At 67.3% G+C, this 20,559-nt stretch carries 18 protein-coding genes; 5 read left to right on the top strand and 13 right to left on the bottom strand.

The window, feature by feature from the left end:
* Nucleotides 1–2 precede the first annotated feature (2 nt).
* The 7 genes from WS87_RS19900 to WS87_RS19865 all read right to left on the bottom strand — a co-directional run bounded on the left by WS87_RS19900 (nt 3) and on the right by WS87_RS19865 (nt 10,311).
* Nucleotides 3–1,427, bottom strand: a complete 1,425-nt coding sequence (locus WS87_RS19900) for a CheR family methyltransferase (protein WP_059818722.1) — start codon at nt 1,425–1,427, stop codon at nt 3–5.
* Nucleotides 1,424–1,936, bottom strand: coding sequence for a chemotaxis protein CheW (locus WS87_RS19895; protein WP_059531672.1), 513 nt, complete (start codon nt 1,934–1,936; stop codon nt 1,424–1,426). The genes WS87_RS19900 and WS87_RS19895 overlap by 4 nt, the downstream gene beginning before the upstream one ends.
* The gene (locus tag WS87_RS19890) at nt 1,933–3,609 is read right to left on the bottom strand and encodes a methyl-accepting chemotaxis protein (RefSeq protein WP_059689503.1); all 1,677 of its coding nucleotides are present in this window, start codon (nt 3,607–3,609) and stop codon (nt 1,933–1,935) included. The genes WS87_RS19895 and WS87_RS19890 overlap by 4 nt, the downstream gene beginning before the upstream one ends.
* A gap of 123 nt (nt 3,610–3,732) precedes the next feature.
* A complete protein-coding gene (locus WS87_RS19880; RefSeq protein WP_059818721.1) occupies nt 3,733–4,866 on the bottom strand; it encodes a hybrid sensor histidine kinase/response regulator in 1,134 nt (377 codons plus the stop codon).
* A 514-nt stretch (nt 4,867–5,380) separates the two neighbouring features.
* A complete protein-coding gene (locus tag WS87_RS19875) occupies nt 5,381–6,964 on the bottom strand; it encodes a Na+/H+ antiporter (protein ID WP_059531680.1) in 1,584 nt (527 codons plus the stop codon).
* Nucleotides 6,965–7,208: 244 nt separating this feature from the next.
* Complete coding sequence (locus WS87_RS19870) at nt 7,209–8,642, bottom strand: aldehyde dehydrogenase family protein (RefSeq protein ID WP_059818720.1); 1,434 nt, start codon at nt 8,640–8,642, stop codon at nt 7,209–7,211.
* Between the two features lie 28 nt (nt 8,643–8,670).
* Nucleotides 8,671–10,311: an acetolactate synthase large subunit gene (locus WS87_RS19865; protein WP_059818719.1), complete on the bottom strand. Its 1,641-nt coding sequence runs from the start codon at nt 10,309–10,311 to the stop codon at nt 8,671–8,673.
* Nucleotides 10,312–10,688: 377 nt separating this feature from the next.
* Between WS87_RS19865 and WS87_RS19855 the strand changes: the two genes are divergently transcribed.
* On the top strand, nt 10,689–11,006 hold the full coding sequence (locus WS87_RS19855; RefSeq protein ID WP_107938181.1) for a type II toxin-antitoxin system RelE/ParE family toxin: 318 nt from the start codon (nt 10,689–10,691) through the stop codon (nt 11,004–11,006).
* A 3-nt stretch (nt 11,007–11,009) separates the two neighbouring features.
* Nucleotides 11,010–11,309 (top strand): addiction module antidote protein, encoded by a 300-nt coding sequence (locus WS87_RS19850; protein ID WP_006750245.1) that lies wholly within the window; start codon nt 11,010–11,012, stop codon nt 11,307–11,309.
* A gap of 48 nt (nt 11,310–11,357) precedes the next feature.
* Here the strand turns inward: WS87_RS19850 and WS87_RS19845 are convergent, their stop codons facing one another.
* From WS87_RS19845 to andAc, 5 genes are all read right to left on the bottom strand, one after another.
* Nucleotides 11,358–12,644, bottom strand: a complete 1,287-nt coding sequence (locus WS87_RS19845) for a DUF445 domain-containing protein (protein ID WP_059531692.1) — start codon at nt 12,642–12,644, stop codon at nt 11,358–11,360.
* 164 nt (nt 12,645–12,808) lie between these two features.
* The gene (gene andAa, locus WS87_RS19840; RefSeq protein ID WP_059818718.1) at nt 12,809–14,029 is read right to left on the bottom strand and encodes an anthranilate 1,2-dioxygenase system ferredoxin--NAD(+) reductase; all 1,221 of its coding nucleotides are present in this window, start codon (nt 14,027–14,029) and stop codon (nt 12,809–12,811) included.
* On the bottom strand, nt 14,019–14,345 hold the full coding sequence (gene andAb, locus WS87_RS19835) for an anthranilate 1,2-dioxygenase ferredoxin subunit AndAb (RefSeq protein WP_039344765.1): 327 nt from the start codon (nt 14,343–14,345) through the stop codon (nt 14,019–14,021). The genes andAa and andAb overlap by 11 nt, the downstream gene beginning before the upstream one ends.
* 16 nt (nt 14,346–14,361) lie before the next feature.
* Nucleotides 14,362–14,847, bottom strand: a complete 486-nt coding sequence (gene andAd / locus WS87_RS19830; RefSeq protein ID WP_059818717.1) for an anthranilate 1,2-dioxygenase small subunit AndAd — start codon at nt 14,845–14,847, stop codon at nt 14,362–14,364.
* A gap of 17 nt (nt 14,848–14,864) precedes the next feature.
* The gene (andAc, locus tag WS87_RS19825; RefSeq protein WP_059448779.1) at nt 14,865–16,136 is read right to left on the bottom strand and encodes an anthranilate 1,2-dioxygenase large subunit AndAc; all 1,272 of its coding nucleotides are present in this window, start codon (nt 16,134–16,136) and stop codon (nt 14,865–14,867) included.
* Nucleotides 16,137–16,348: 212 nt separating this feature from the next.
* Here andAc and andR point away from each other — a divergent pair, with 212 nt between their 5' ends.
* Nucleotides 16,349–17,305, top strand: a complete 957-nt coding sequence (andR, locus tag WS87_RS19820; protein ID WP_059818716.1) for an anthranilate 1,2-dioxygenase regulatory protein AndR — start codon at nt 16,349–16,351, stop codon at nt 17,303–17,305.
* A 168-nt stretch (nt 17,306–17,473) separates the two neighbouring features.
* On the opposite strand, the gene WS87_RS19815 is transcribed toward andR, so the two are convergent.
* On the bottom strand, nt 17,474–18,364 hold the full coding sequence (locus WS87_RS19815; protein ID WP_059531705.1) for a LysR family transcriptional regulator: 891 nt from the start codon (nt 18,362–18,364) through the stop codon (nt 17,474–17,476).
* Nucleotides 18,365–18,455: 91 nt separating this feature from the next.
* Here WS87_RS19815 and WS87_RS19810 point away from each other — a divergent pair, with 91 nt between their 5' ends.
* Nucleotides 18,456–19,589, top strand: a complete 1,134-nt coding sequence (locus tag WS87_RS19810) for a muconate/chloromuconate family cycloisomerase (protein WP_059699810.1) — start codon at nt 18,456–18,458, stop codon at nt 19,587–19,589.
* A gap of 36 nt (nt 19,590–19,625) precedes the next feature.
* Nucleotides 19,626–20,528 carry a catechol 1,2-dioxygenase gene (gene catA, locus WS87_RS19805; protein WP_059818715.1) on the top strand — a complete coding sequence of 301 codons (903 nt, stop codon included), beginning with the start codon at nt 19,626–19,628 and terminating at the stop codon, nt 20,526–20,528.
* Nucleotides 20,529–20,559: the final 31 nt, after the last annotated feature.

Below are 20,559 nucleotides of genomic sequence, written 5' to 3'. Positions count from 1 at the left end.
CGTTATCCGGCCGAGCGTCGCGCACGCTCGAGCAGCCATCGTGCGCCGGCGCCGTCGCCGCCGACGTCGAGCAAGGTCGCGAGATGCGTCAGCGCTTCGTGGTGCGTCGGCCGCAGATACAGCGCCTTCCGGTAGAAGTCGCCCGCTTCCGCGACGCGCCCGCGCGCATCCGCGATCAGCCCGTTCAGGTAGAACGCGTCGGCGTGCGGCCCGGCGTGCGCGGAGAACTGCGCGAGCACGCGCTCTGCCTCGTCGAACGCGCCCGCGTTAGCCAGCGCCTGCGCTTCCTCGAGCGTCGGTGCGGCGCTGTCGGCGACCGGTGTCGCCGGCGCGGGCGTGTCGGCCACGTTGGCCACCTTGGCCACCCGGGTCGGCGAGTCAGCGTGCAGGTCGGCCCGCGGCTCGAGCGCCGTCGGGCGCTCGGCCGGCGCGAACGCGGCGCGCGACGGCGCGGCATCGCTCCATGTCGGCGGCACGACGGCCAGCAGCGGGCGCGTCGCGGCGGGCGGCGCCACCGTGAAGCGCTCGGCGCGACGGTACGGCGCGATCGCGGGCATCGGTGCCGCCTGGCCGTCCGCCACGGCGCCGCCGCGCACGCGATGAAACGCGAACGCCAGCGGCACGCGCGCCGAGCGCATCCCGTGCCGCATCGCGACGCCCGTTTCGGCGGGCCCGACGAACAGCATCCCGTCGTCGGCGAGCGAGTTTTCGAGCGAATCGATCACGCGATCCTGTGCGTCGCGGTCGAAATAGATCAGCACGTTGCGGCAGAACACGAAGTCGTAGCGGATGCCCGTGTCAGGGCCCGGTTCGACCAGGTTCTCCTGGCGAAACTGCACGCACGCGCGCACGCGCTCGTCGAGCATCCAGCCGTCGGCGACCGGCGTGAAGTAGCGGCCGCGAAACTCGGTCGCCGTGCCGCGAAACGCATTGCGCCCGTAGCAGCCGAGCCGCGCCTGTTCGATCGCGCGCGCGCTCAGGTCGATCGCGTCGATCGTGAAGCTGGCCGGATCGAGCCCGGCGTCGAGCAGCGCCATCGCCGCCGAATACGGTTCCTCGCCGGTCGAGCACGGCGCGCTCAGCACGCGGATCACGCGCCCGGGCATCGCGGCAAGCCGCTCGGCCGCGAGCCGCGCGAGCGTGGCGAACGCCTCGCGATCGCGGAAGAACCACGTCTCCGGCACGACGAACAGTTCGATCAGCGCGCGCCGCTCGTCGGCCGACGCGTTGAGCTGCTGCCAGTAGGCGTCGAGCGCTTCCGGCGTGACGGGCGGCCGCGCCGCCGACGGCAGCCGCTCGCCGTCGCCCTGCAGCGCCTGTACGCGCTCCGTCAGCGCGCGGCTCAGGAAATCGTTGCCGAGCGAATCGGGGTCGATGCCAGTCTCGCGCAGCAGCCAGCCACGAAATCGCGAATCGGGTTCTTTCATGCGGACTCCCCTCCGTGGCCCGGCAGGCCGTCGAACAGATACAGGCGCGCAACGTCGTCGATCAGGTCGGACACCGAGACCTGCTGCACGATCCCGTCCGGCGTGTTCGCGACGCGCCCGAGCCAGCGCGTGCGCGCGGTCGACACGCCGCTGGCGCGGAACGCGGTGCGGTCGATCCGCAGCGTCTGCGTCGCGCGCTCGACGATCAGGCCGACCACGCGATCGCGGTCAGGCTGCCCGACGCGATAGCGCGCCATCACCAGCCGCGTCGACCGCAGCGCATGCGCGCGCCGCCCGAGCGCCAGCATCGGCACGTCGATCACGGGCACGGGCTGACCGCCGCGCATCAGTAGCCCGGCAATCCATTCGGGCGCGCCGGGCACGGCCTTGGCGGTCGCAAGCGGCAGCACCTCGTCGATGTCGGCCGCGTCGAGCGCATAGCGCTCGCCGTCGAGCTCGAACATCAGGAACAGCGCGTGCGCGCCGCCGTGCGACTCGGCGCGCGTCACGCGTCGACCTTGAAGCGCGACACACTGGTGCGCAACTGGTTCGCGACGAGCGTCAGGTCGTCGATCGCCTGCGACGACTGGCGCAGCGATTCGGCCGTCTGCTGCGCGGCCTCCGATAGTTGCGACAGCGCCTGCGTGATCTGCTCGGCACCGTTCGCCTGGGTCTGCATCCCTTCGTTGACCATCTGGAAGCGCGGCGCGAGCGTCTGCACCTCGGCGATGATCTGCGACAGCTGCCCGCCGACCTGCTGCACGTCGAGCATCCCGCGGCGCACTTCCTCCGAGAACTTGTCCATCCCCATCACGCCCGCCGACACGGCCGACTGGATCTCCTTCACCGTCTGCTCGATGTCGTACGTCGCCACCGCCGTCTGGTCGGCGAGGCGGCGGATCTCGGTCGCGACGACCGCGAAGCCGCGGCCGTATTCGCCGGCCTTCTCGGCCTCGATCGCCGCGTTCAGCGACAGCAGGTTGGTCTGGTCGGCCACCTTGGTGATCGTCGCGACGACCTGGTTGATGTTCAGCGCCTTCTCGTTGAGGATCGCGAGCTTCGCGTTCACCGAACCGGCCGCGTCCATCACGCTGCGCATCGTCTCGCCCATCCGCGTGAGGCCGCTCTGGCTCACGCCGGCGAGCGTCGCCGACTGCTCGGCCACGCCGGCCACCTCGTTCATCGTGCGCAGCAGGTCGCGCGACGTCGCGAAGATCTCGCGCGAGGTCGCGCCGATCTCGGTCGTGGTCGCCGCGGTCTCGTTCGCGGTCGCCTGCTGCTCGCGCGACGTCGCCGCGATTTCGGCGACCGACGTCGTCACCTGCAGCGACGACTGCTGCGCGCGCGCGACCAGCTCGGTCAGCTCGTCGGCCATCCGGTTGAAGCCCGTCTCGAGCGTGCCGAATTCGTCGCGGCGGCGCAGGTCGAGGCGGCGCGTCAGGTTGCCGGTGCGCATCACGTCGTGCACCTCGACGAGCCGCGCCATCGGCACGGTGACGGAACGGTACAGCCCATAGCCCAGCCCCAGCGCGGACAGCAGCACGATCGCCAGCGCGGTCGCGAGGACGATCTCGGTGTCCTGCACGGATTCGCGGATCAATTTCGCGGACTGGTCGGCGAACTTGCGGTTTTCCTGCACCAGGATATTCGCGTTGCGCACGACCTCGGCCCACGCAGGCTGCACCTTCGCATAAGCGGCGACGGCCTCCTCGCGCGACGCGCGGCTCTTCTGCACCGCGTCGTTCAGCAACGGCAAGTAGCGGTCGAAGGCGCCGCGAAAGGCCGCGAAGCGCTGGCGGTCGTCATCGCGGAACGTCGTGTTCTGATAGTCGACCGACAACGACTCGATCTCCTTGAGCGTCTCGCCGATCTTCGCGAAATCACGCTGCACGAGTTCGGGATCGGTGTCGACGAACGTCGCCTGCTGCAGCGTCGCAAACGATTCGTTGACCGCCCCACGCAGCGACGCCGCCAGATACACGCCCGGCAGCGAATCGCGTTCGATGCTGACGGCCTCGGTGTTGATCGCACGCAGGCGCTCGTAGGACACGCCGGCCGTCACCAGCATCAGCACGAACAACACGCCGAAGCTGAACAAGATACGGTTGCCGAGCGTCAGCCGGGCGGCGCCGATCGTCGGGTGCAGGCTTTCATTGGTCGCGCGAGGCGTCACGGTGGCCATGTTCGTTATGGGCTTTCTAAAATCAGCGTTGAAAAAAACCGCGCCCGCCCGCGCGCCGGACGGCGCGCCACGAGCGCATCGGGGTCTGCGGGCGGCGCGGCACCGGCCGGCCGCGCCGCGAAATCATCGCTCCGCTTGCGCCGGCAGCCGAAGCGCGACCATGAAGCCGCGCGCCGTATTGCGCATCAGGATCTGGCCGCGATGCCGCGCGGCCGTCGCGCGGACGAACGCAAGCCCGAGGCCGAAGCCGCTGCGCGCCGCGCCATGCGCGGATTCGAGCCGCACGAACGACTCGGTCGCGGCCGTGCGCTGCTCGGGCGCGATGCCGGAGCCGGCGTCCTCGACGCCGATCAGCCACGCGCCGTCGTCGTCGCTCAGCGTGCAGTGCACGTCCGTGCCGGCCGGGCCATACTTCAGCGCGTTGTCGATCAGGTTCGCGACCGCGCGCGTGAGCATCATGCGGTCGCCCATCGTCACGCACTCGGTGCCGGGCACGTGGGCAAATACCCGGCTGCCGAATCCGGCCGCCTTCTCCCACAGCTGGTCGACGGCGTCGAGCACGATTTCGTTGAGACTCAGGACCTCGTGCGCGCGGCGTTCCGACTGCGCGCGGGTCAGGTGGATGAAGCCGTCGGCGAGCGCGAGCGCGCGCCGTGCGTGGCCGGCAATGCGCTCCATGATCGGCGGCATGTCGCCGTGCTCGGTCCGGTAGACCTCGAGCAGCGCGAGGATCGACGTCTGCGGCGAACGCATGTCGTGCGACAGGAAATCCAGCGCTTCGTCGCGCTGGCGCGACATCAGGTACGAATTCGAGTGATAGCGGATGCGCGCGGTCAGCTCCATCGCGTCCGGGAGCTTCACGAGGTAGTCGTTCGCGCCGGCGATGAACGCCTCGCGCTTGACGATCGGCTCCTCCTTCGCCGACAGCACGATGATCGGCACGCGTGCGGTGTCGGTGTCCGCGCGCCACGCGCGAACAAGGTCGAGGCCGTCGATTTCCGGCATCACGAGATCCTGCAGGATGACCGTCGGCTTCACGTCGCGCGCGACCGCCATCGCCCGATGTGCGTCCGTGCACACATGCAGGTCGATATCGTGCTCGCTGCGCAACGCGCGGCGGATCACCTCGCCGACGAACGGCTGATCGTCGACGAGCAGAACCGATAGCCCCGACTCCAGACAATCCGGCGCATTTTCACCGCTGGATTCTTTCATAAATACCGTTTCAAACGCCAAATCTCCAATTGATTCTTTCATAGGAGTTGTTTATCCGACTTGGACGCCATCTTAAAACTGGCGGCGGAGAAATCCGCCAATTGTTGCCGATCTGGCCTGTCGGCATTGCCTCGCGGGGATCCGAGCGCCGAATTCACCCCGACGACGGTCGCATTACCTCCGCGCGCTTTCTCTCAATAAAGATAACCGGCTGATTCTAAATGAAATTAGAACACAGCATCTATCTCCTTCCGGTTTAGTTTTGCCAAATATGGTGAAAGAGCGGGATTCAGATAAATCAGATCATTTCCGGATGCGAAAGACGATAACGTTTGCGAAGCCGGCACCGCGAGGTTTGCATGCGCTGCAAGGCCGTCGTGTCGAACGTTCTGGGGCCGGATTCCGAAGCGGCGGAATCGGGAGAGATGGAAGGGGGAAATCGTGCGCCGCGCCTGGACCGGCGCGACGCGAAGGCTCGCGGCACCGCGCGACGAACACGATCGGCGCGGCCACGCGGCCGCGCGGCCGCGCGTTCATGGCCCGCGCGCGCCGCCGGCTACCCGCGCGCGTGCTGCGCGGACACTTCCTGCAGGTCGAGATCGCGCTCGAGCATGTGCAGCATCTCGTCGTGGATGCGGCCCGAACGATGCAGACGCAACAATTCCGCACGCCCGGCCTTGATCGCGGCCAGCACGACGTCGTAGTGCGCGGTGCGTACCTCCGCCGGATAAGCAGGCTCGTTCTTCGCCCGCTCGGTCAGTTCCGCGCGATACGTGTATTGCTCCAGCAGGCGCGGGTGAATCACCTTGCCGCTCTCGTCGCGCACCAGCGGCTGGATCGCCGCGAGCTGCGCGGCCTCGATGTGCGCCCACGCCTGCGGCTCGGTCAGGTGATGCGCGGCGCGCTCCTCGCGCTGAGGCAGGCGCAGCAGCCGGATCAGCGGCCCGATCGTCGTGCCCTGCATGAGCACGGTGACGAGGATCACCGCGAACGACGCGACCAGGATCACGTCGCGGCCCGGCATCGCCTCCGGCAACGACAGCGCGATCGCCAGCGTCACGACCCCGCGCATCCCGGCCCAGCTCATGATCGTCGCGGCCTTCCAGTCGGGTGCGGCACCACGCCGAATGATCCCGCGCACCGGCACCTTCAGCGCCTCGACCGCGTAGATCCAGACGAAGCGCGACACGATCACCGCCACCAGCACCGCGAGCACCGGCGGGACCATCGTCGCGAGCACCTGCTCGAAACCGCCGAGCCGGTGGATCGCACCGCGCAGCGACAGCCCGATCAGCACGAACACCAGCGCTTCGAGCAGGAACACGATGACCTGCCAGAACGCGGTGCCGCGCGTGCGCACGGCCGCCGAGAACACCTCGTGCTGATGCCAGCCGACGATCATGCCGGCCGTGACCGTCGCGATCACGCCCGACACCTCGACCATCTCGCCCGCGATGTACGCGATCCAGCCGGCGATCACCGCGACGGTGATCACCAGATAGTCGTCATCGAGCAGCTTCAGGAACCACACGACGAGCTTGCCGACCAGGAAGCCGACCACGACACCGCCGAGCCCGAGTTCCGCGAAGCGCACGACCGCGTGCTCGAGGCTGAACGCGCCCGTCAGCGCGGCGGCGACCGCGAAGCGGAACAGCACCAGGCCCGCCGCGTCGTTCAACAGGCTTTCCCCTTCGAGCAACACCATCAGCCGGCGCGGCAGCGCGACGCGTTCGAGCACCGCTTTCGCGGCCACCGCGTCGGGCGGCGACACGATCGCGCCGAGCGCGAAGCACGCGGCCCACGGCAGCGACGGCACGACCCAGTGCACGGCGAAACCGACCGCGAACGTCGTGAACACCACCGCGCCGATCGCGAGCATCATGATGCCGCCGACGTTGCGCTTGAATTCCTCCCATACCGAGAAATACGCGCCGTCCATCAGCAGCGGCGGCAGGAACACGAGCAGCACGAGTTCCGGATCGAGGTTGATCGGCGGCAGACCAGGAATGAACGCGATGCCGATGCCGCCGATCAGCAGCGCGGCCGCGGGCGGCAATCGCAACCGCTTGGCGATGTATTCGAGCGCGACGATCGCGAGGAATGACAACAGAATCAGCTTGAATGCCGAGACGGGGGACATGAATCGACCTCGTGAGGAATGAATGCGCACGCCAGCCGGTGTCGTACCCCGGTCGGCCAATTCGCGCGATTACATCACGATGCGATGCAGGCAGTCGAGCGCGTTCGGCAAGCATGGCGCGCGGTGCCGCCACGATGACGCAATGGCGGGCATCTCCGCGCCCGTCGGCGTGCGCCGAGACGAAAACGGCACGCGGGCCGGCACGATCGCCCGCCCGCGTGCCGTCAGGCCGCCGCCCGTCGCGCTAGCGGCGCCGCACGACCATCAGGCGCGGCTCGGTCATGTCCTCGATCGCGTAGCGGATCCCTTCGCGGCCGAGCCCCGAATCCTTCACGCCGCCATACGGCATGTTGTCGACGCGGAACGACGGCACGTCGTTGATCACGACACCGCCCACCTCCAGCTCGTCCCACGCACGCTGCGCATGCGCGAGCGAATCGGTGAACACGCCGGCCTGCAGCCCGAAGTCGCTGTCGTTGACGCGCACGAGCGCATCGTCGAAACGCTCGAACTTCTCGAGGATCGCGACGGGACCGAATGCCTCCTTGCGGTACAGGTCCTGTTCGCGACCGACGTTTTCCAGCAGTGTCGCCTCGAACATCGCGCCGTCGACCTTGCCGCCCGCGACGATCTTCGCGCCCGCCGCGACGGCCGCATCCATCCAGCCGGACAGCCGGCGCGATTCGGATTCGGAAATCATCGGGCCGACGAACGTTGACGGATCTTTCGGATCGCCCATCTTCAGCGAACGCGTCTTCGCGATCAGCTTGTCGCGCAGCGCGTCGTACAGATCCGCATGCACGAGGATCCGCTGCACGCCGATACAGCTCTGGCCCGACTGGTAATACGCGCCGAACGCGAGACGCTCGACCACGTAGTCGAGCTGCTCGCGCTGGTCCGCGTCGACGATCGCCGCCGCGTTGCCGCCGAGCTCCAGCACGACCTTCTTCTTCCCGGCCTTCTCCTTGAGCGCCCAGCCCACGGCCGGCGAACCGGTGAACGACAGCAGCTTGAAGCGCTCGTCGATCGTGAACAGGTCGGCGCCGTCGCGATGCGCGGGCAGCACCGAGAATGCCCCCTTCGGCAGGTCGGTCTCGGCGAGCACCTCGCCGATGATCAGCGCGCCGATCGGCGTGCGGCTCGCCGGTTTCAGCACGAACGGACAGCCCGCGGCCAGCGCGGGTGCGACCTTGTGCGCGGCGAGGTTCAGCGGGAAGTTGAACGGCGAGATGAACGAGCACGGGCCGATCGGCACGCGCCGCGTATAGCCGGTGTAGCCTTGCGCGCGTGCCGAGATCTCGAGGTTGATCACCTCGCCGTCGATGCGCACCGACTCCTCGGACGCGACGCGGAACGTATCGATCAGCCGCGTCACTTCGCCCTTCGAATCGTTGATCGGCTTGCCGGCCTCGATGCACAGCGCCTCGGCCAGCTCGTCGAATCGCGCGCGAAAGCGCGCGACGCAGTGGTCGAGCACCGCCTGACGCTTGTAGGCCGGCAACTCGCGCATCGGCTTCGCGGCATCGACCGCCGCGCCGATGGCCGCATCGATCGCCTTCGCGTCGGCCAGCGCGACGCGGGTCGCGACCTTGCCGCTGAACTTGTCGGTCACTTCCAGATCGGTGTTCGCGTAGACGGCCTCGTTGGCCAGATAGTACGGATAGGTATCCTTCAGCATGGAACGCTCCTTCCGGTGAACTGCGGATTCAGAGTTGCGCAGACAGGCGCTTGATTTCGCGGTTGAGCACGCGTTCGTTTTCCGAATAGTCGATCGGCACGTCGATCACGTGCACGCCCGGCGTCGCGAAGCAGTCGCGCAGCAGCGGCTCGAGATCGTCCGCCGCTTCGACGCGATGCCCGTGCGCGCCGTAGCTCTGCGCATACGACACGAAATCGGGGTTCTTCAACGTCATCGCGAAATCGGGGAAGTTCATGTTCTCCTGCTTCCAGCGGATCATTCCGAACGCGTCGTCGCGCAGGATCATCACGACGATGTCGAGCTTCAGCCGCACGGCCGTTTCGAGTTCCTGCGAATTCATCATGAAGCCGCCGTCGCCGCACACGGCGATCACCTTGCGCTGCGGATGCACGATCTTCGTCGCGATTGCCGACGGCAGGCCCGCGCCCATCGATGCGAGCGCGTTGTCGAGCAGCAGAGAGTTCGGTTCATGCGCACGCCAGTAGCGCGCGAACCAGATCTTGTACATCCCGTTGTCGAGACAGACGATCCCATCGGTCGGCAGCGCGTTGTACAGGTCGTTCACGATCCGCACCGGATACATCGGGAAGCGCGGGTCGTGCTGGCCTTTCTGCAGGTGCGCGTCGAAGTGCTCCTTGATCATCGCGAAGCGCGCGAAATCCCAATGCGGCTGCGGCGCGATCGCCTCCTTCATCTGCCACACCGCGTTCGCGATGTCGCCGACCACCTCGATCTGCGGGAAGTAGACGGGATCGACCTGCGCGCCGAGGAAGTTCACGTGGATCACGGTCTTGTCGTCCGTGCGCATGAAGAACGGCGGCTTCTCGATCACGTCGTGGCCGACGTTGATGATGCAGTCCGCATGCTCGATCGCGCGGTGCACGAAGTCGCCGTCGGACAGCGTCGCGTTGCCGAGCCACAGCGGATGCGTTTCGTCGATCACACCCTTGCCCATCTGGGTCGTGAAGAACGGGATGCCCGTCTTGTCGACGAATTCGAGCAGCATCTTGCAGGTCGTCTTGCGATTGCCGCCCGCGCCGATCATCAACAGCGGGTGGCGCGCGGCCTGGATCGCGTCGACCGCGTGCGCGACCGCCTTCTCCTCGGCCACCGGCCGCCGGCTGTAGCTGCGCGGAATCGGCTTGCCGTCGCCCTCCTCGTGCGCGATGTCCTCCGGGAGTTCGAGGTGCGCAGCGCCCGGACGCTCCTCCTCCGCGCGACGGAACGCCTCGCGCACCGCCGACGGGATGTTGCCGATCGACACGATCTGTCGCGTGAACTTCGTGAGCGGCTGCATCATGCCGACGACGTCGACGATCTGGAAGTGCCCCTGCTTGCTGGACTTGATCGGCTTCTGCCCGGTGATCATCAGCATCGGCATGCCGCCGAGCTGCGCATACGCGGCAGCCGTCACGAAGTTGGTCGCGCCCGGCCCGAGCGTCGCGAGACACACGCCGGTGCGGCCCGTCAGCCGGCCGTAGGTGGCGGCCATGAACCCGGCCGCCTGCTCGTGCCGGGTCAGCACGAGCTTGATCTTCGATCGCCGCAGCGATTCGAGCAGATCGAGGTTTTCCTCGCCGGGGATGCCGAACACATACTCGACGCCTTCGGCTTCCAGCGCCTTCACGAACAGATCCGATGCTTTCATGGGGGACTCTCGGTTGATGCCGCCTGCCCGGCTTACGAGCGCGCGACGTTCAGAACGCGCGCCGGCCTACGGCACGCGGACGCTTTACCTACTGGTGACCACGGCACTGCCCGCCGCGCAACGCACGGCGGTGCCTCCCTGTGCAGGAGGACAAACGGATCCGCCCGCGCGCGGCAAGCACGCACGGGCGGCAAGGACGTTTTTGATTGTAGACGGATTCGCGGAATTCCGACTTCGGCCGAATGGCCGGGTCCGGCCGCGCGAAAGGATCGGCCTGACGGCCAATTCGACCTCAAACGGCACGCGCGGCCCTATTGTTGGACGCACCCCGATTCCACTCACCGAACATGTGAACCATGGTTGACATACCGCGATCCATGTCCTACAGTGCGCCTACATTCAGTATCCGGACTACCGACGTCTTCGACGCGTGGTTTGCCCGCCTGCAGGATCGCGTCGCCCGGCGGCGCATCCAGGCGCGCATCGACCGTCTGTCGATGGGCAACCCGGGCGACTGGAAATCCGCCGGCTCACCCGTCGTCGAAATGCGTGTCGACCACGGCCCCGGCTATCGCGTCTATTACGTCAGACGCGGAACGATATGGGTGATCCTGCTCTGCGGCGGCGACAAGTCGACGCAACAGGCGGACATCCGCGCCGCGCACGCGATGCTCGAGCGGCTCGACCTGGAGTGATCGATGGACAAGATCAAGACCCGGCCGTGGGATTCGGCCGAACACCTGAAAACCGACGACGACATGGCCGACTACTTCGAGGCCTGTCTGCAGGAAGCCGGCGACGACCCGGCCTTCATCGCGCATGCGCTCGGCGTGATCGCCCGCGCGCGCGGCATGTCGCAGGTCGCGCGCGATGCGGGCCTGTCGCGCGAAGGTCTGTACAAGGCGCTGTCGCACGACGGCAATCCGAGCTTCGGCACGATCCTGAAAGTGATCAAGGCCCTCGGCCTGCAACTGCACGGCGCGAAGGCACACGCTTGATTCAGCGGCGTACGGCGGCGCGCCACGTGCGCGACGGCCGCGCCCGCATCAATGCAACCACTCGGCCGCCCAGCGCGGCACCAGCGAGACCAGATACAGCCCGAGCCCGATCAGCCCGCCGACCAGCGTGCCGTTGATGCGGATGTACTGCAGATCCTTGCCGATGTTCAACTCGATTTGCCGCGACATCTCGCGCGCATCCCAGTTGCGCACCGTATCGCGGATGTGACGCATCAGGAAATCCGCGAAATCCGGCGCCATCTCGTGCACGGCCTTCTCGACGTGCTCGTTCAGCGACGCACGCAGCGCCGGGCTCTCCGCGAGCCGCGCGCCGAGCCAGCCGCCGAGCGTCGCGGCCTGCCGGTGCAGCGTCGAATCGGGCCGCGCAAGATCGGCCTTCAGCCATGCGCGCAACTGGTCCCACAGATCGCGTACATAGTCGTTGAACGCGTCGCCGTCGCGGATGTAGCGCTTGATCTCGTCGCCCTTCGCGATGAATACCGGGTCATGCTTCAGCCGCTCGGTGAGCCGCACGACCGTGCGGTCGAAGCGCTGCCGCAATTCGTGCTCCGGATCGGCCGCCACGCCCTCGAGCACACGGCTCACCGCGCTCGCCAGCATGCGCGCGCCGTTCTCGCCGAACCACTGCGTCGGCATGATCTTCTCGACCTTCGGGTATTGCGTCTTCAGCCATTCGACGATGAAGCCCGCGATCACCTCACGGTTCTCTTCCTTGTCGAGCACGTCGACCACCTGCCCGATCGCGTCGTCGAGCAACGCCTGGTGACGGCCGTCCTTCGTCAGCGTGTCGAGGATCGCGCCCACCGACTGCGACAGGTCGATCCGGTCGATCACCGCGCGGAACGCGTCGTGGACGAACGACTGGATCCGCGCATCGTCGGTCATGTCGAGCGCGAAGCTCATCAGCTTCGTCACGTAGCCGCCGAGCGCGTCGGTGTTCGCGGGCTCGCCGAGCCATGCGCCGAGTTTCCGTGCGGGATCGTGCTGGCGAATCTGCGCGACGAGTGCGTCGGGGCCGAGGAATTTCTCGCGCACGAACACCGCGAGGTTGTCGGCGATCTTGTCCTTGTTCTTCGGGATGATTTCGGTGTGGCGCGACACGAACGGGATCGGCACGCGGCGGAACAGCGCGACGACCGCGAACCAGTCGGCGAGCGCGCCGACCATCGCGGCCTCGGCCACCGCCTTGAAACCGTCGACCCACGGGCCGCGCGGCAGCAGGATCGTCGTGACGAATACCGCGACCGCGGCCAGCAGCAGCCATAGCGCGCGGCGCTTGCTGCGTTTCAGTTCGAGGGCTTTGTCTGGCGTCATGGGCGACCGGTGAAACGGCAATGCCGCTAATATGCACCGATCGCCGGCCCGCGACAAACCCGCACGCGAGGCGCGAGCCGGAAAGATAGCCCGGAACAGGTTTCCTTCGACGTTTCAGCGACCCGACGCGAACACGACCGCGCCTGCCGCGTTCGCGCACTGCCTCAGAGAAACGTCTTCAGGTTCACCGCCGGATCGGCGAGCTTCGCCGGATCGGGCACGGCGCCTGCCGCGATCAGGCGCCGCGATGCACCGATGTCGCGCCCCAGATTCGCCGCGGCCACCGCGGCGATCTTCCCGTCGTCGTCCAGCCCGAACACCGTGAACGGCCCGCTCACGGGATCGCCACGCACGACGGTCGTTCGCTCGTCGCCGAACAGCCCGAGCATCTGCAGGTTGCAGTCGTACTGATCAGACCACAGCCACGGCAGCTCGGCATAGATTTCATCCGCGCCCAGCAGGTTCGCGGCCGCGACCGCCGGCTGATTCTCCGCGACCTGCCACGACTCGATCCGCACGTGACGCCCGAGCAGCGGATTGAAGTGCATCGTCACCTCGCCCGCCGCGAAGATCGCGCGATCGGCCGTCCGGCACCCCGCATCGACACGGATGCCGTTGTCGACCGCGAGGCCGGCTGCCTGCGCGAGTTCGACGTTGGGCACGACGCCGATGCCGATCACGACGACATCGGCCGACACGTCGCCGCGATCGGTCTCGATGATCGCGCCGCCGCCCGGTGCGCGGCGAATCGCGCGCGGCAGCGTCGCCATCTGGAAGATCACGCCGCGTGCGTCATGCAGTTGCCGCGCATACGCGCCGACGACCTCCGGCAACGCACGCTGCAGCAAGCGTTGAGCCGGGTCGATCACCGTCACGTCGCAACCGAGCTGGCGTGCTGCGGCCGCCACTTCGAGGCCGATGAAGCCGCCGCCGAGCACCGCCACGCGACGCCCCGGCGCGAGCTGCGCGCGCAACGCACGCGCGTCGGCAACGGTGCGCACGTAATGCGGGACGACGCCTTCGTCGACCGGCCCGCCGAACGCACGCACGCGCGAACCCGTCGCGAGCACGAGCCGGGCGTACGGCAACGTCGCGCCGTCGTCGAGCCGCACGCGCTGCGCATCGCGCTCGATCGCGTCGACGCGCGTGCCGAGCCGCAGCTCGATGCGCTGCGCGTCATACCAGGCCGCATCGCGGATGAATGCACGCTGCTCGCCGCCGTCGCCCAGCAGCGCGTCCTTCGACAGCGCGGGCCGGTCGTACGGCAACTCGCGCTCCGCGCCGATCATCACGATGCGCGCGTCGGCGTCGCGCGCGCGCAGCGCCTCGGCCGTGCGCCGCGCCGCGTGGCCGGCGCCGACGATCACGAACGGGTCAGCCGACATTGACTTCCACCTGACCGTCGACGATCCGGATCGGATACGTCCGTACCGGCTCGGTGATCGGCGCGCATTTCGGCGCACCGGTGCGAATGTCGATCAGCCCCTGGTGCAGCGGGCATTCGACGCAGCCGTCTTCCACATAGCCTTCGGACAGCCGCGCGTGACCATGCGAACAGAGGTCGTGCATCGCGAACAGTTCGTCGCCGATCCGGAACACCGCGATCGGCTTCTGGCCGGCGACGCGCGCCGCCGGTTCGTCTTCGGAGAATTCGTCGAATGCGCCCAGCGGATGCCATTCGGCGAGCGTTGCTTCGGTCATGTCGTTTCCTTCGCAGTCAGATCGGGGTGGCGAGCAGCGTCTGCACGCGCGACGTGTCGTAGATCACGCGCTTGCTCTTGTAGCGCACCCCGTCGGGCGTGCGCACGACCGTGTCGTAGTACTTGCCGGCCTGGTACACGTTCGATTCGCCGTTGCTGCGCGTCTGCACGACCACGTAGTTGCTCTCGGTGTCGATCTCGCCGTCGCGCTCCGCGACGATCGTGAGGCCCGACGTCATGTGCCGGTACGTGTGCTCTTCGAAGATGTTCGCGTGCCGCAGCGACACCACGCGGTCGCGCAGCATCCGCTGGTTCGTGCAGTGGACGATCCCGACCGGCAGCCCGAGATCAGCATTCTCCTTCGGCACGATTTCGTACGTGCAGTCCTCGGTGAACATTTCCGGCCAGTGTTCGAGCCGGTCGTTGTCGAGGTGGCCGATGTAGCGGTTCTGGAGCATGTAAATCTCGAACCATGTCTTCATGTCTTCCGTCAGGTTTTCCATCGTTCCGCGCTCCCGCTTCAATAGCCCATCAGCTTCTGATAACCGACCCAGAACTTGCGGATCAGGCTTTCGGTGATCACCGTGTCCTGCTGGTCCGGGTTGCCGCGCGACATTTCGATCACCGACGTCGCATCCGCATCTCGCACCGTGCCGCGCTGCACCAGTTCGGTCGCCTCGGTGTCCTCCATCGAGATGTAGCCGGCCGGCCCGACCAGATTCGCCTGCTTGATGCGCAGCGCGCGCAGTTCGGGCGTGTCGTCCGCGTAGCCGAAGAAGTGGAAGATCAGCTCGAAGTTGTCCGGCCCCTTCGGCAGGATCTGGCGCGCGACCAGCGTGTTGTGGATCTGCTGGATCACGAGTTGCGGAAAGATCGGCTGGATATGGTTCGTGCAGTCCTCGTCGTATTCCGACACGAGATCGAGGATCGATTCGTCTTCCAGATGGAAGCCCTCGTCGAACGAGCGGATGTTCTGCTGCTTGTACGCGGCCGACGTGTCGTCGCCTGTCTTCGTCACGGTGATGATGCTGTGCAGCCCGTGGTTCGCATCCGGAATCGAGCGCGCCTTCATCCCGACGCGGAAGATGTTGAAGGTCGTATGGAACAGGTGCAGCATGCTCGCGTGATACGGATCCTTCACGTTCTCCATGTACAGCTTCCAGTTCGACTTCGAATACTGGCGCGTGCAGCCGAGATACTCGATCGGCTTGTGGAAGATGCGGTCGATCCACGGACGCATCTGCTCGCCGAGATAGTCGGGCAGCGGCGCCACGTCATCGCTGAAGGTCGCGAACACGAGCCCGCGATAGCTGTCGACACGCAGCTTGCGCAGCCCGTGCTGCTTCGGGTCGAAGTCGGCCGGCATCCCGGTCATCCCCTTCTGGCCGCGCCGGAACGGCACGCCGAGCAGGTTGCCCTGGTTGTCGAAGCTCCACTGGTGGTACACGCACGTGTGCGAGCTCGCGTTGCCGCGCGACTTGCGGCACACCTGCGCGCCGCGGTGCGCGCAGCGGTTCACCCATGCGGACAGCGTGCCGTCCTCGGTGCGCGTGACGACGACCGGCGTGTCGCCGACGAACGTGCTCTTGAAGTCCCCGGCGTTCGGGATTTCCGCTTCCAGCGCGACGAAGTTCCAGGTCGGGCCGCGGAAGATGCGTTCCTGCTCGCGATCGTAGACCGCGCGCGAGCTGAACACCTTGTACGGCACGCGCGAGCCGTCGTCGTGCGGAAAGCGCACGTCGGACGCGTCGTCGCGCGCGGCGAATACGACGGGCGATTCTGTCTGCTCCATGTCGGACTCCTTCTGGTTCCGTTTCGTTAATTGCATGGAGGCGATTTTTGAAAAGCTAATATTCGGCGTCTATCCGGAAAGTGCGATTGCGGCGGCGCAATATCCACTTTCGGCGGATTTCTGCGCTAGCATGGCGACACACGCGACCCGCGCACGATCGCGACCCATTCGTCGGATCGAAGCGCCCGTCGTTCATACCAAGGCCGATGCCCATGTCCCCAACGTCGTTCGAGCCGCTTGCGCTGCGTGCGCACCGGCTGTTCGAATCCCGCGATCTCGACGAGACGCGCGAGCGGATCTCGCGCGTGATGCAGCCGCATGCGCTGCTGCCGAGCGGCCGCGTGCAAAGCGCGTCGCATATGGATTTCGTGCGGCTCGGCGGGCTCGGGATCGGCACCATCGCGTTCGGCGACGCGATGCGCGTGCAGGTCGACGCCGTCGACGGCTATTACCTGCTGATGTTCTGCCTGTCCGGGCAGGCGGAAGTCCACGCGATGGGGCGCCGGCTCGGCGTCGACGGGCAGACCGGCGTGCTGTGCGCGCCCGGCGAGCGCTTCGACGCGGTGCTGTCCGCCGATTGCGAGCAGTTCGTGCTGCGCATCGATGCCGCGACCGTCGGCTCGCTGACCGGCGACCCGCGCGCGGTGCTCGACCCCGTGCTGCACATCAGCGATGCCGCGCTCACCGCGTGGCGCCAGCAGTTGATGCTCGTCGCCCGCTCGCCGGCGCTGCTCGAACGGGCGAACGCGAACCCGCGCGTCGCGTCGCAGCTCGAGCATCTGCTGATCGATTTGCTGATCGAAGGCCACCCGCCGTCGGCGCCGAGCGCGCGCCAGGATCCCGCGCCGGGCTTCGTGCGGCGCGCGCAGGAGTTCGTGAACGCGCACTACGCGCAACCGCTGCAGCTCGCCGATATCGTCCAGGCCGCCAACGTGCCGGAGCGGACGCTGCGCGACGCTTTCCTGCAGTTCCGCGGGATGAGCCCGATGCAATACCTGCGCGCGACGCGGCTCGAGCATGCGCGGGAGTTGCTGCGCGGGTCGGTGTCCGAGCGACGGATCGCCGATATCGCGCTCGATTGCGGGTTCACGCATCTCGGGCGATTCGCGATCGCGTACCGGGAGAAGTTCGGCGAATCGCCTTCGGAGACGCTCGACGGGAAGCGGTAGGCGGTAGGCGGGCTCCCCGCCTTGCCGATTGCCGGCCGAGGCAGCGTGCCGGCTTGCTGCCCGCCTGCATCAGCGGCATATGACATCTGCATCACAATACCGGCTCCGCATTCGGCCTGGCTCGCCGAAATTGACCGTTAGTTGCAGTCAATACGGAAACGACCGTCGCTACGCCGCCGGCGCGATCATCTCCCGCGCGATCGCGCAGAACGCGGTCGTCGCGGCGCTTTCGCCGTGCAGCCGGCGGCTCATGATGATCGGCGACGTCGCCGTGGGTTCCGGCAGCCGCCGATAGACGACGCCCTTCACGCGCACGCCTTCCACACTTTCCGGCACCAGCGACACGCCCACCTGCGCGGCGACGAGCCCGAGCGCCGTCTGCAGTTCGCGCACCTCGTGCACGGCCGCCGGCACGAGCGCGCCGTCGCGCAGCGCGGACAGTTGCTGGTCCGCGAAGCTCGGCCGCGGCGTGCTCGGATAGACGATCAGCGTCTCGTTCGCGATGTCCGCGAGCGTCAGCGGCCGGTCCGGATCGGCGAGCGGATGCCCGACCGGCAGCGCCGCGATCAACTTTTCCTCGATCAGGGCCTCGCGCACGAGCTGGTCGTCGTCGAAACGCAGGCGGCCGAACCCGACGTCGATCCGCCCGCCCTTCAGCGCGCCGAGCTGCTCGAGCGTGAACATTTCGATCAGCGACAGCTCGACGCCCGGATGCGCCTCGCGAAACGCGCGGATCACGTCCGGCAGCGCGCCGTAGAGCGTCGACGGCACGAAGCCGATCACGATCCGCTCCGACAACTGCGCGAGCCGCCGCGTCAGCGGGCCGAGCTCGTCGGCCTGTTCGACGACGCGCGTCGCCTGCGCATAGAACACGCGGCCCGCGTCGGTCAGTTTCAGCGGCCGCGCGCCGCGCTCGAACAGCGGCAGCCCGACCTCGTCCTCGATCGCCTGGAGCTGGCGGCTCAGCGGCGGCTGCGTCATGTGCAGCCGCTCCGCGGCCCGCGTGATGTTCATTTCCTCCGCGACGGCGATGAAGTACCGAAGCTGGCGCAATTCCATTTCATGCCTCGAAGGTATGGAAGTAGTCGGAAAGAGTGTTGGACGCCGCCGGGCGGGAATTCCTACCATGTGCACCAACAGGAGGAATCGCATGATAGCAACTACCGCCACCATCGAACGCATCGAGACGCTGCTCGTCGACGTGCCGACGATCAGGCCCCACAAGCTCTCGGTCGCCACGATGAATTGCCAGACCCTCGTGCTGGTCCGCGTTCGATGCACGGACGGTATCGAAGGTGTCGGCGAGGCGACCACGATCGGCGGTCTCGCGTATGGCGAGGAAAGCCCCGAGAGCATCAAGGTCAACATCGACACCTACTTCGCGCCGCTCCTGCAAGGCATGGACGCGACGCGCCCGGGCGCCGCGATGGCGCGTGCGCGCAAGCTGTTCCAGGGCAACCGGTTCGCGAAGTGCGCGATCGAGACCGCGCTGTTCGACGCGCAGGCGCGCCGCCTCGGCGTGCCGCTGTCCGAGCTGTTCGGCGGCCGCACCACCGATGCGGTCGATGTCGCGTGGACGCTCGCGAGCGGCGACACGCAGCGCGACATCGCGGAAGCCGAGGCGATGCTCGACGCGCGCCGCCATCGCGCATTCAAGCTGAAGATCGGATCGAACGCGGTCGACGACGACGTCGCGCACGTGATCGCGATCAAGCGCGCGCTCGGCGATCGCGGCGACGTCCGCGTCGACGTGAACCAGGCATGGACCGAAACCGACGCGATCCGGGCCGGCGCACGACTCGCGGAGGCTGGCGTGAGCCTCGTCGAGCAGCCGATCGCCGCGACCAATCGCGCAGGGCTCAAACGCCTCACGCAGCTCGCGCAGATTCCGATCATGGCCGACGAGGCGCTGCACGGGCCCGTCGATGCGTTCGCACTCGCGCAGGACCGCGCGGCCGACGTGTTCGCGGTGAAGATCGCGCAATCGGGCGGCCTGCTCGGTGCGGCGAGCGTCGCATCGATCGCGTCGGCCGCCGGCATCGACCTGTACGGCGGCACGATGCTCGAAGGCGCGGCCGGCACGATGGCGTCCGCGCAACTGTTCAGCACGTTCGGCTCGCTGAAATGGGGCACCGAGCTGTTCGGCCCGCTGCTGCTCACCGAGGAGATCCTCGTCGAGCCGCTGCGTTACCAGGATTTCAAGCTGCACCTGCCGGCGACGCCCGGCCTCGGCATCACCTTCGACTGGGCCCGCATCGAACGGATGCGACGCAACGCCCGCTGATCCCGCATGACACGACAACCGAAACCGGAGACACAGATGAACAAGCAAGCCATCGACGCCCTGCTGAAAACCTTCGACGACGCCGCGGAAAAGCCCGGCAACCCGCGCGTGCGCGCGATCGTCAACCGGATCGTGAAGGACATCTGCTACACGATCGAGGACTTCGACGTGCAGCCGAGCGAGTTCTGGACCGCGCTCAACTACCTGAACGAAGCCGGCCGTGAATTCGGGCTGATCGCCGCGGGCCTCGGCCTCGAGCGCTTCCTCGACGTGCGGATGGACGAGGCCGAGGAAAAGGCCGGCTTCCACGGCGGCACGCCGCGCACGATCGAAGGGCCGCTGTACGTCGCGGGCGCGCCGGAATCGGTCGGCCATGCGCGTCTCGACGACGGCACCGATCCGGGCCAGACGCTGATCATGCGCGGTCAGGTACTCGGTCAGGACGGCGCGCCGATCGCGAATGCGCTCGTCGAGGTGTGGCACGCGAACCATCTGGGCAACTATTCGTACTTCGACCAGTCGCAGCCGGCGTTCAACCTGCGCCGCTCGATCCGCACCGATGCCGAGGGCCGCTACAGCTTCCGCAGCGTGCTGCCGGTCGGCTACAGCGTGCCGCCGGGCAGCAAGACCGAGCAACTGCTCGACCAGCTCGGCCGTCACGGCCATCGTCCGGCGCACATCCACTTCTTCGTTTCCGCGGACGGATATCGTAAGCTGACGACGCAGATCAACATCGAAGGCGATCCGCACATCTGGGACGACTTCGCATTCGCGACCCGTGAGGGGCTGATCCCGAAGATCAAGCAGGCCGAGGGCGCGGAAGGCAAGCCGTATGGCATCGACGGGCAGTTCGCGCTGATCGACTTCGATTTCTCGCTGCTCAAGGACAAGCAGGACGTGCCGGCGAGCGAAGTCGAGCGGGCGCGTGCACAGGCCTGAGCGGTCCCGTTCGACGAATCGACAACGCAAG

It is taken from the genome of Burkholderia sp. MSMB0856 (assembly GCF_001524645.2).
GTDB classification, from domain to species: Bacteria; Pseudomonadota; Gammaproteobacteria; order Burkholderiales; family Burkholderiaceae; genus Burkholderia; species Burkholderia diffusa.
The sequence above is the reverse complement of the archived record's forward strand: the minus strand, read 5'-3'. Positions and strand labels throughout refer to the sequence as shown.

Bases quoted from the DNA above. Each gene is read 5' to 3' on its own strand.
- WS87_RS19890 (WP_059689503.1), bottom strand. From the start codon at position 3,609: ATGGCCACCGTGACGCCTCGCGCGACCAATGAAAGCCTGCACCCGACG.
- WS87_RS19815 (WP_059531705.1), bottom strand. From the start codon at position 18,364: ATGGAATTGCGCCAGCTTCGGTACTTCATCGCCGTCGCGGAGGAAATG.
- WS87_RS19845 (WP_059531692.1), bottom strand. From the start codon at position 12,644: ATGACGCCAGACAAAGCCCTCGAACTGAAACGCAGCAAGCGCCGCGCG.
- catA (WP_059818715.1), top strand. From the start codon at position 19,626: ATGAACAAGCAAGCCATCGACGCCCTGCTGAAAACCTTCGACGACGCC.
- andAd (WP_059818717.1), bottom strand. From the start codon at position 14,847: ATGGAAAACCTGACGGAAGACATGAAGACATGGTTCGAGATTTACATG.
- WS87_RS19880 (WP_059818721.1), bottom strand. From the start codon at position 4,866: ATGAAAGAATCAATTGGAGATTTGGCGTTTGAAACGGTATTTATGAAA.
- andAb (WP_039344765.1), bottom strand. From the start codon at position 14,345: ATGACCGAAGCAACGCTCGCCGAATGGCATCCGCTGGGCGCATTCGAC.
- andR (WP_059818716.1), top strand. From the start codon at position 16,349: ATGTCCCCAACGTCGTTCGAGCCGCTTGCGCTGCGTGCGCACCGGCTG.
- WS87_RS19810 (WP_059699810.1), top strand. From the start codon at position 18,456: ATGATAGCAACTACCGCCACCATCGAACGCATCGAGACGCTGCTCGTC.
- WS87_RS19870 (WP_059818720.1), bottom strand. From the start codon at position 8,642: ATGCTGAAGGATACCTATCCGTACTATCTGGCCAACGAGGCCGTCTAC.
- WS87_RS19875 (WP_059531680.1), bottom strand. From the start codon at position 6,964: ATGTCCCCCGTCTCGGCATTCAAGCTGATTCTGTTGTCATTCCTCGCG.
- WS87_RS19900 (WP_059818722.1), bottom strand. From the start codon at position 1,427: ATGAAAGAACCCGATTCGCGATTTCGTGGCTGGCTGCTGCGCGAGACT.
- WS87_RS19855 (WP_107938181.1), top strand. From the start codon at position 10,689: ATGTCCTACAGTGCGCCTACATTCAGTATCCGGACTACCGACGTCTTC.
- andAc (WP_059448779.1), bottom strand. From the start codon at position 16,136: ATGGAGCAGACAGAATCGCCCGTCGTATTCGCCGCGCGCGACGACGCG.
- WS87_RS19850 (WP_006750245.1), top strand. From the start codon at position 11,010: ATGGACAAGATCAAGACCCGGCCGTGGGATTCGGCCGAACACCTGAAA.
- WS87_RS19865 (WP_059818719.1), bottom strand. From the start codon at position 10,311: ATGAAAGCATCGGATCTGTTCGTGAAGGCGCTGGAAGCCGAAGGCGTC.
- andAa (WP_059818718.1), bottom strand. From the start codon at position 14,029: ATGTCGGCTGACCCGTTCGTGATCGTCGGCGCCGGCCACGCGGCGCGG.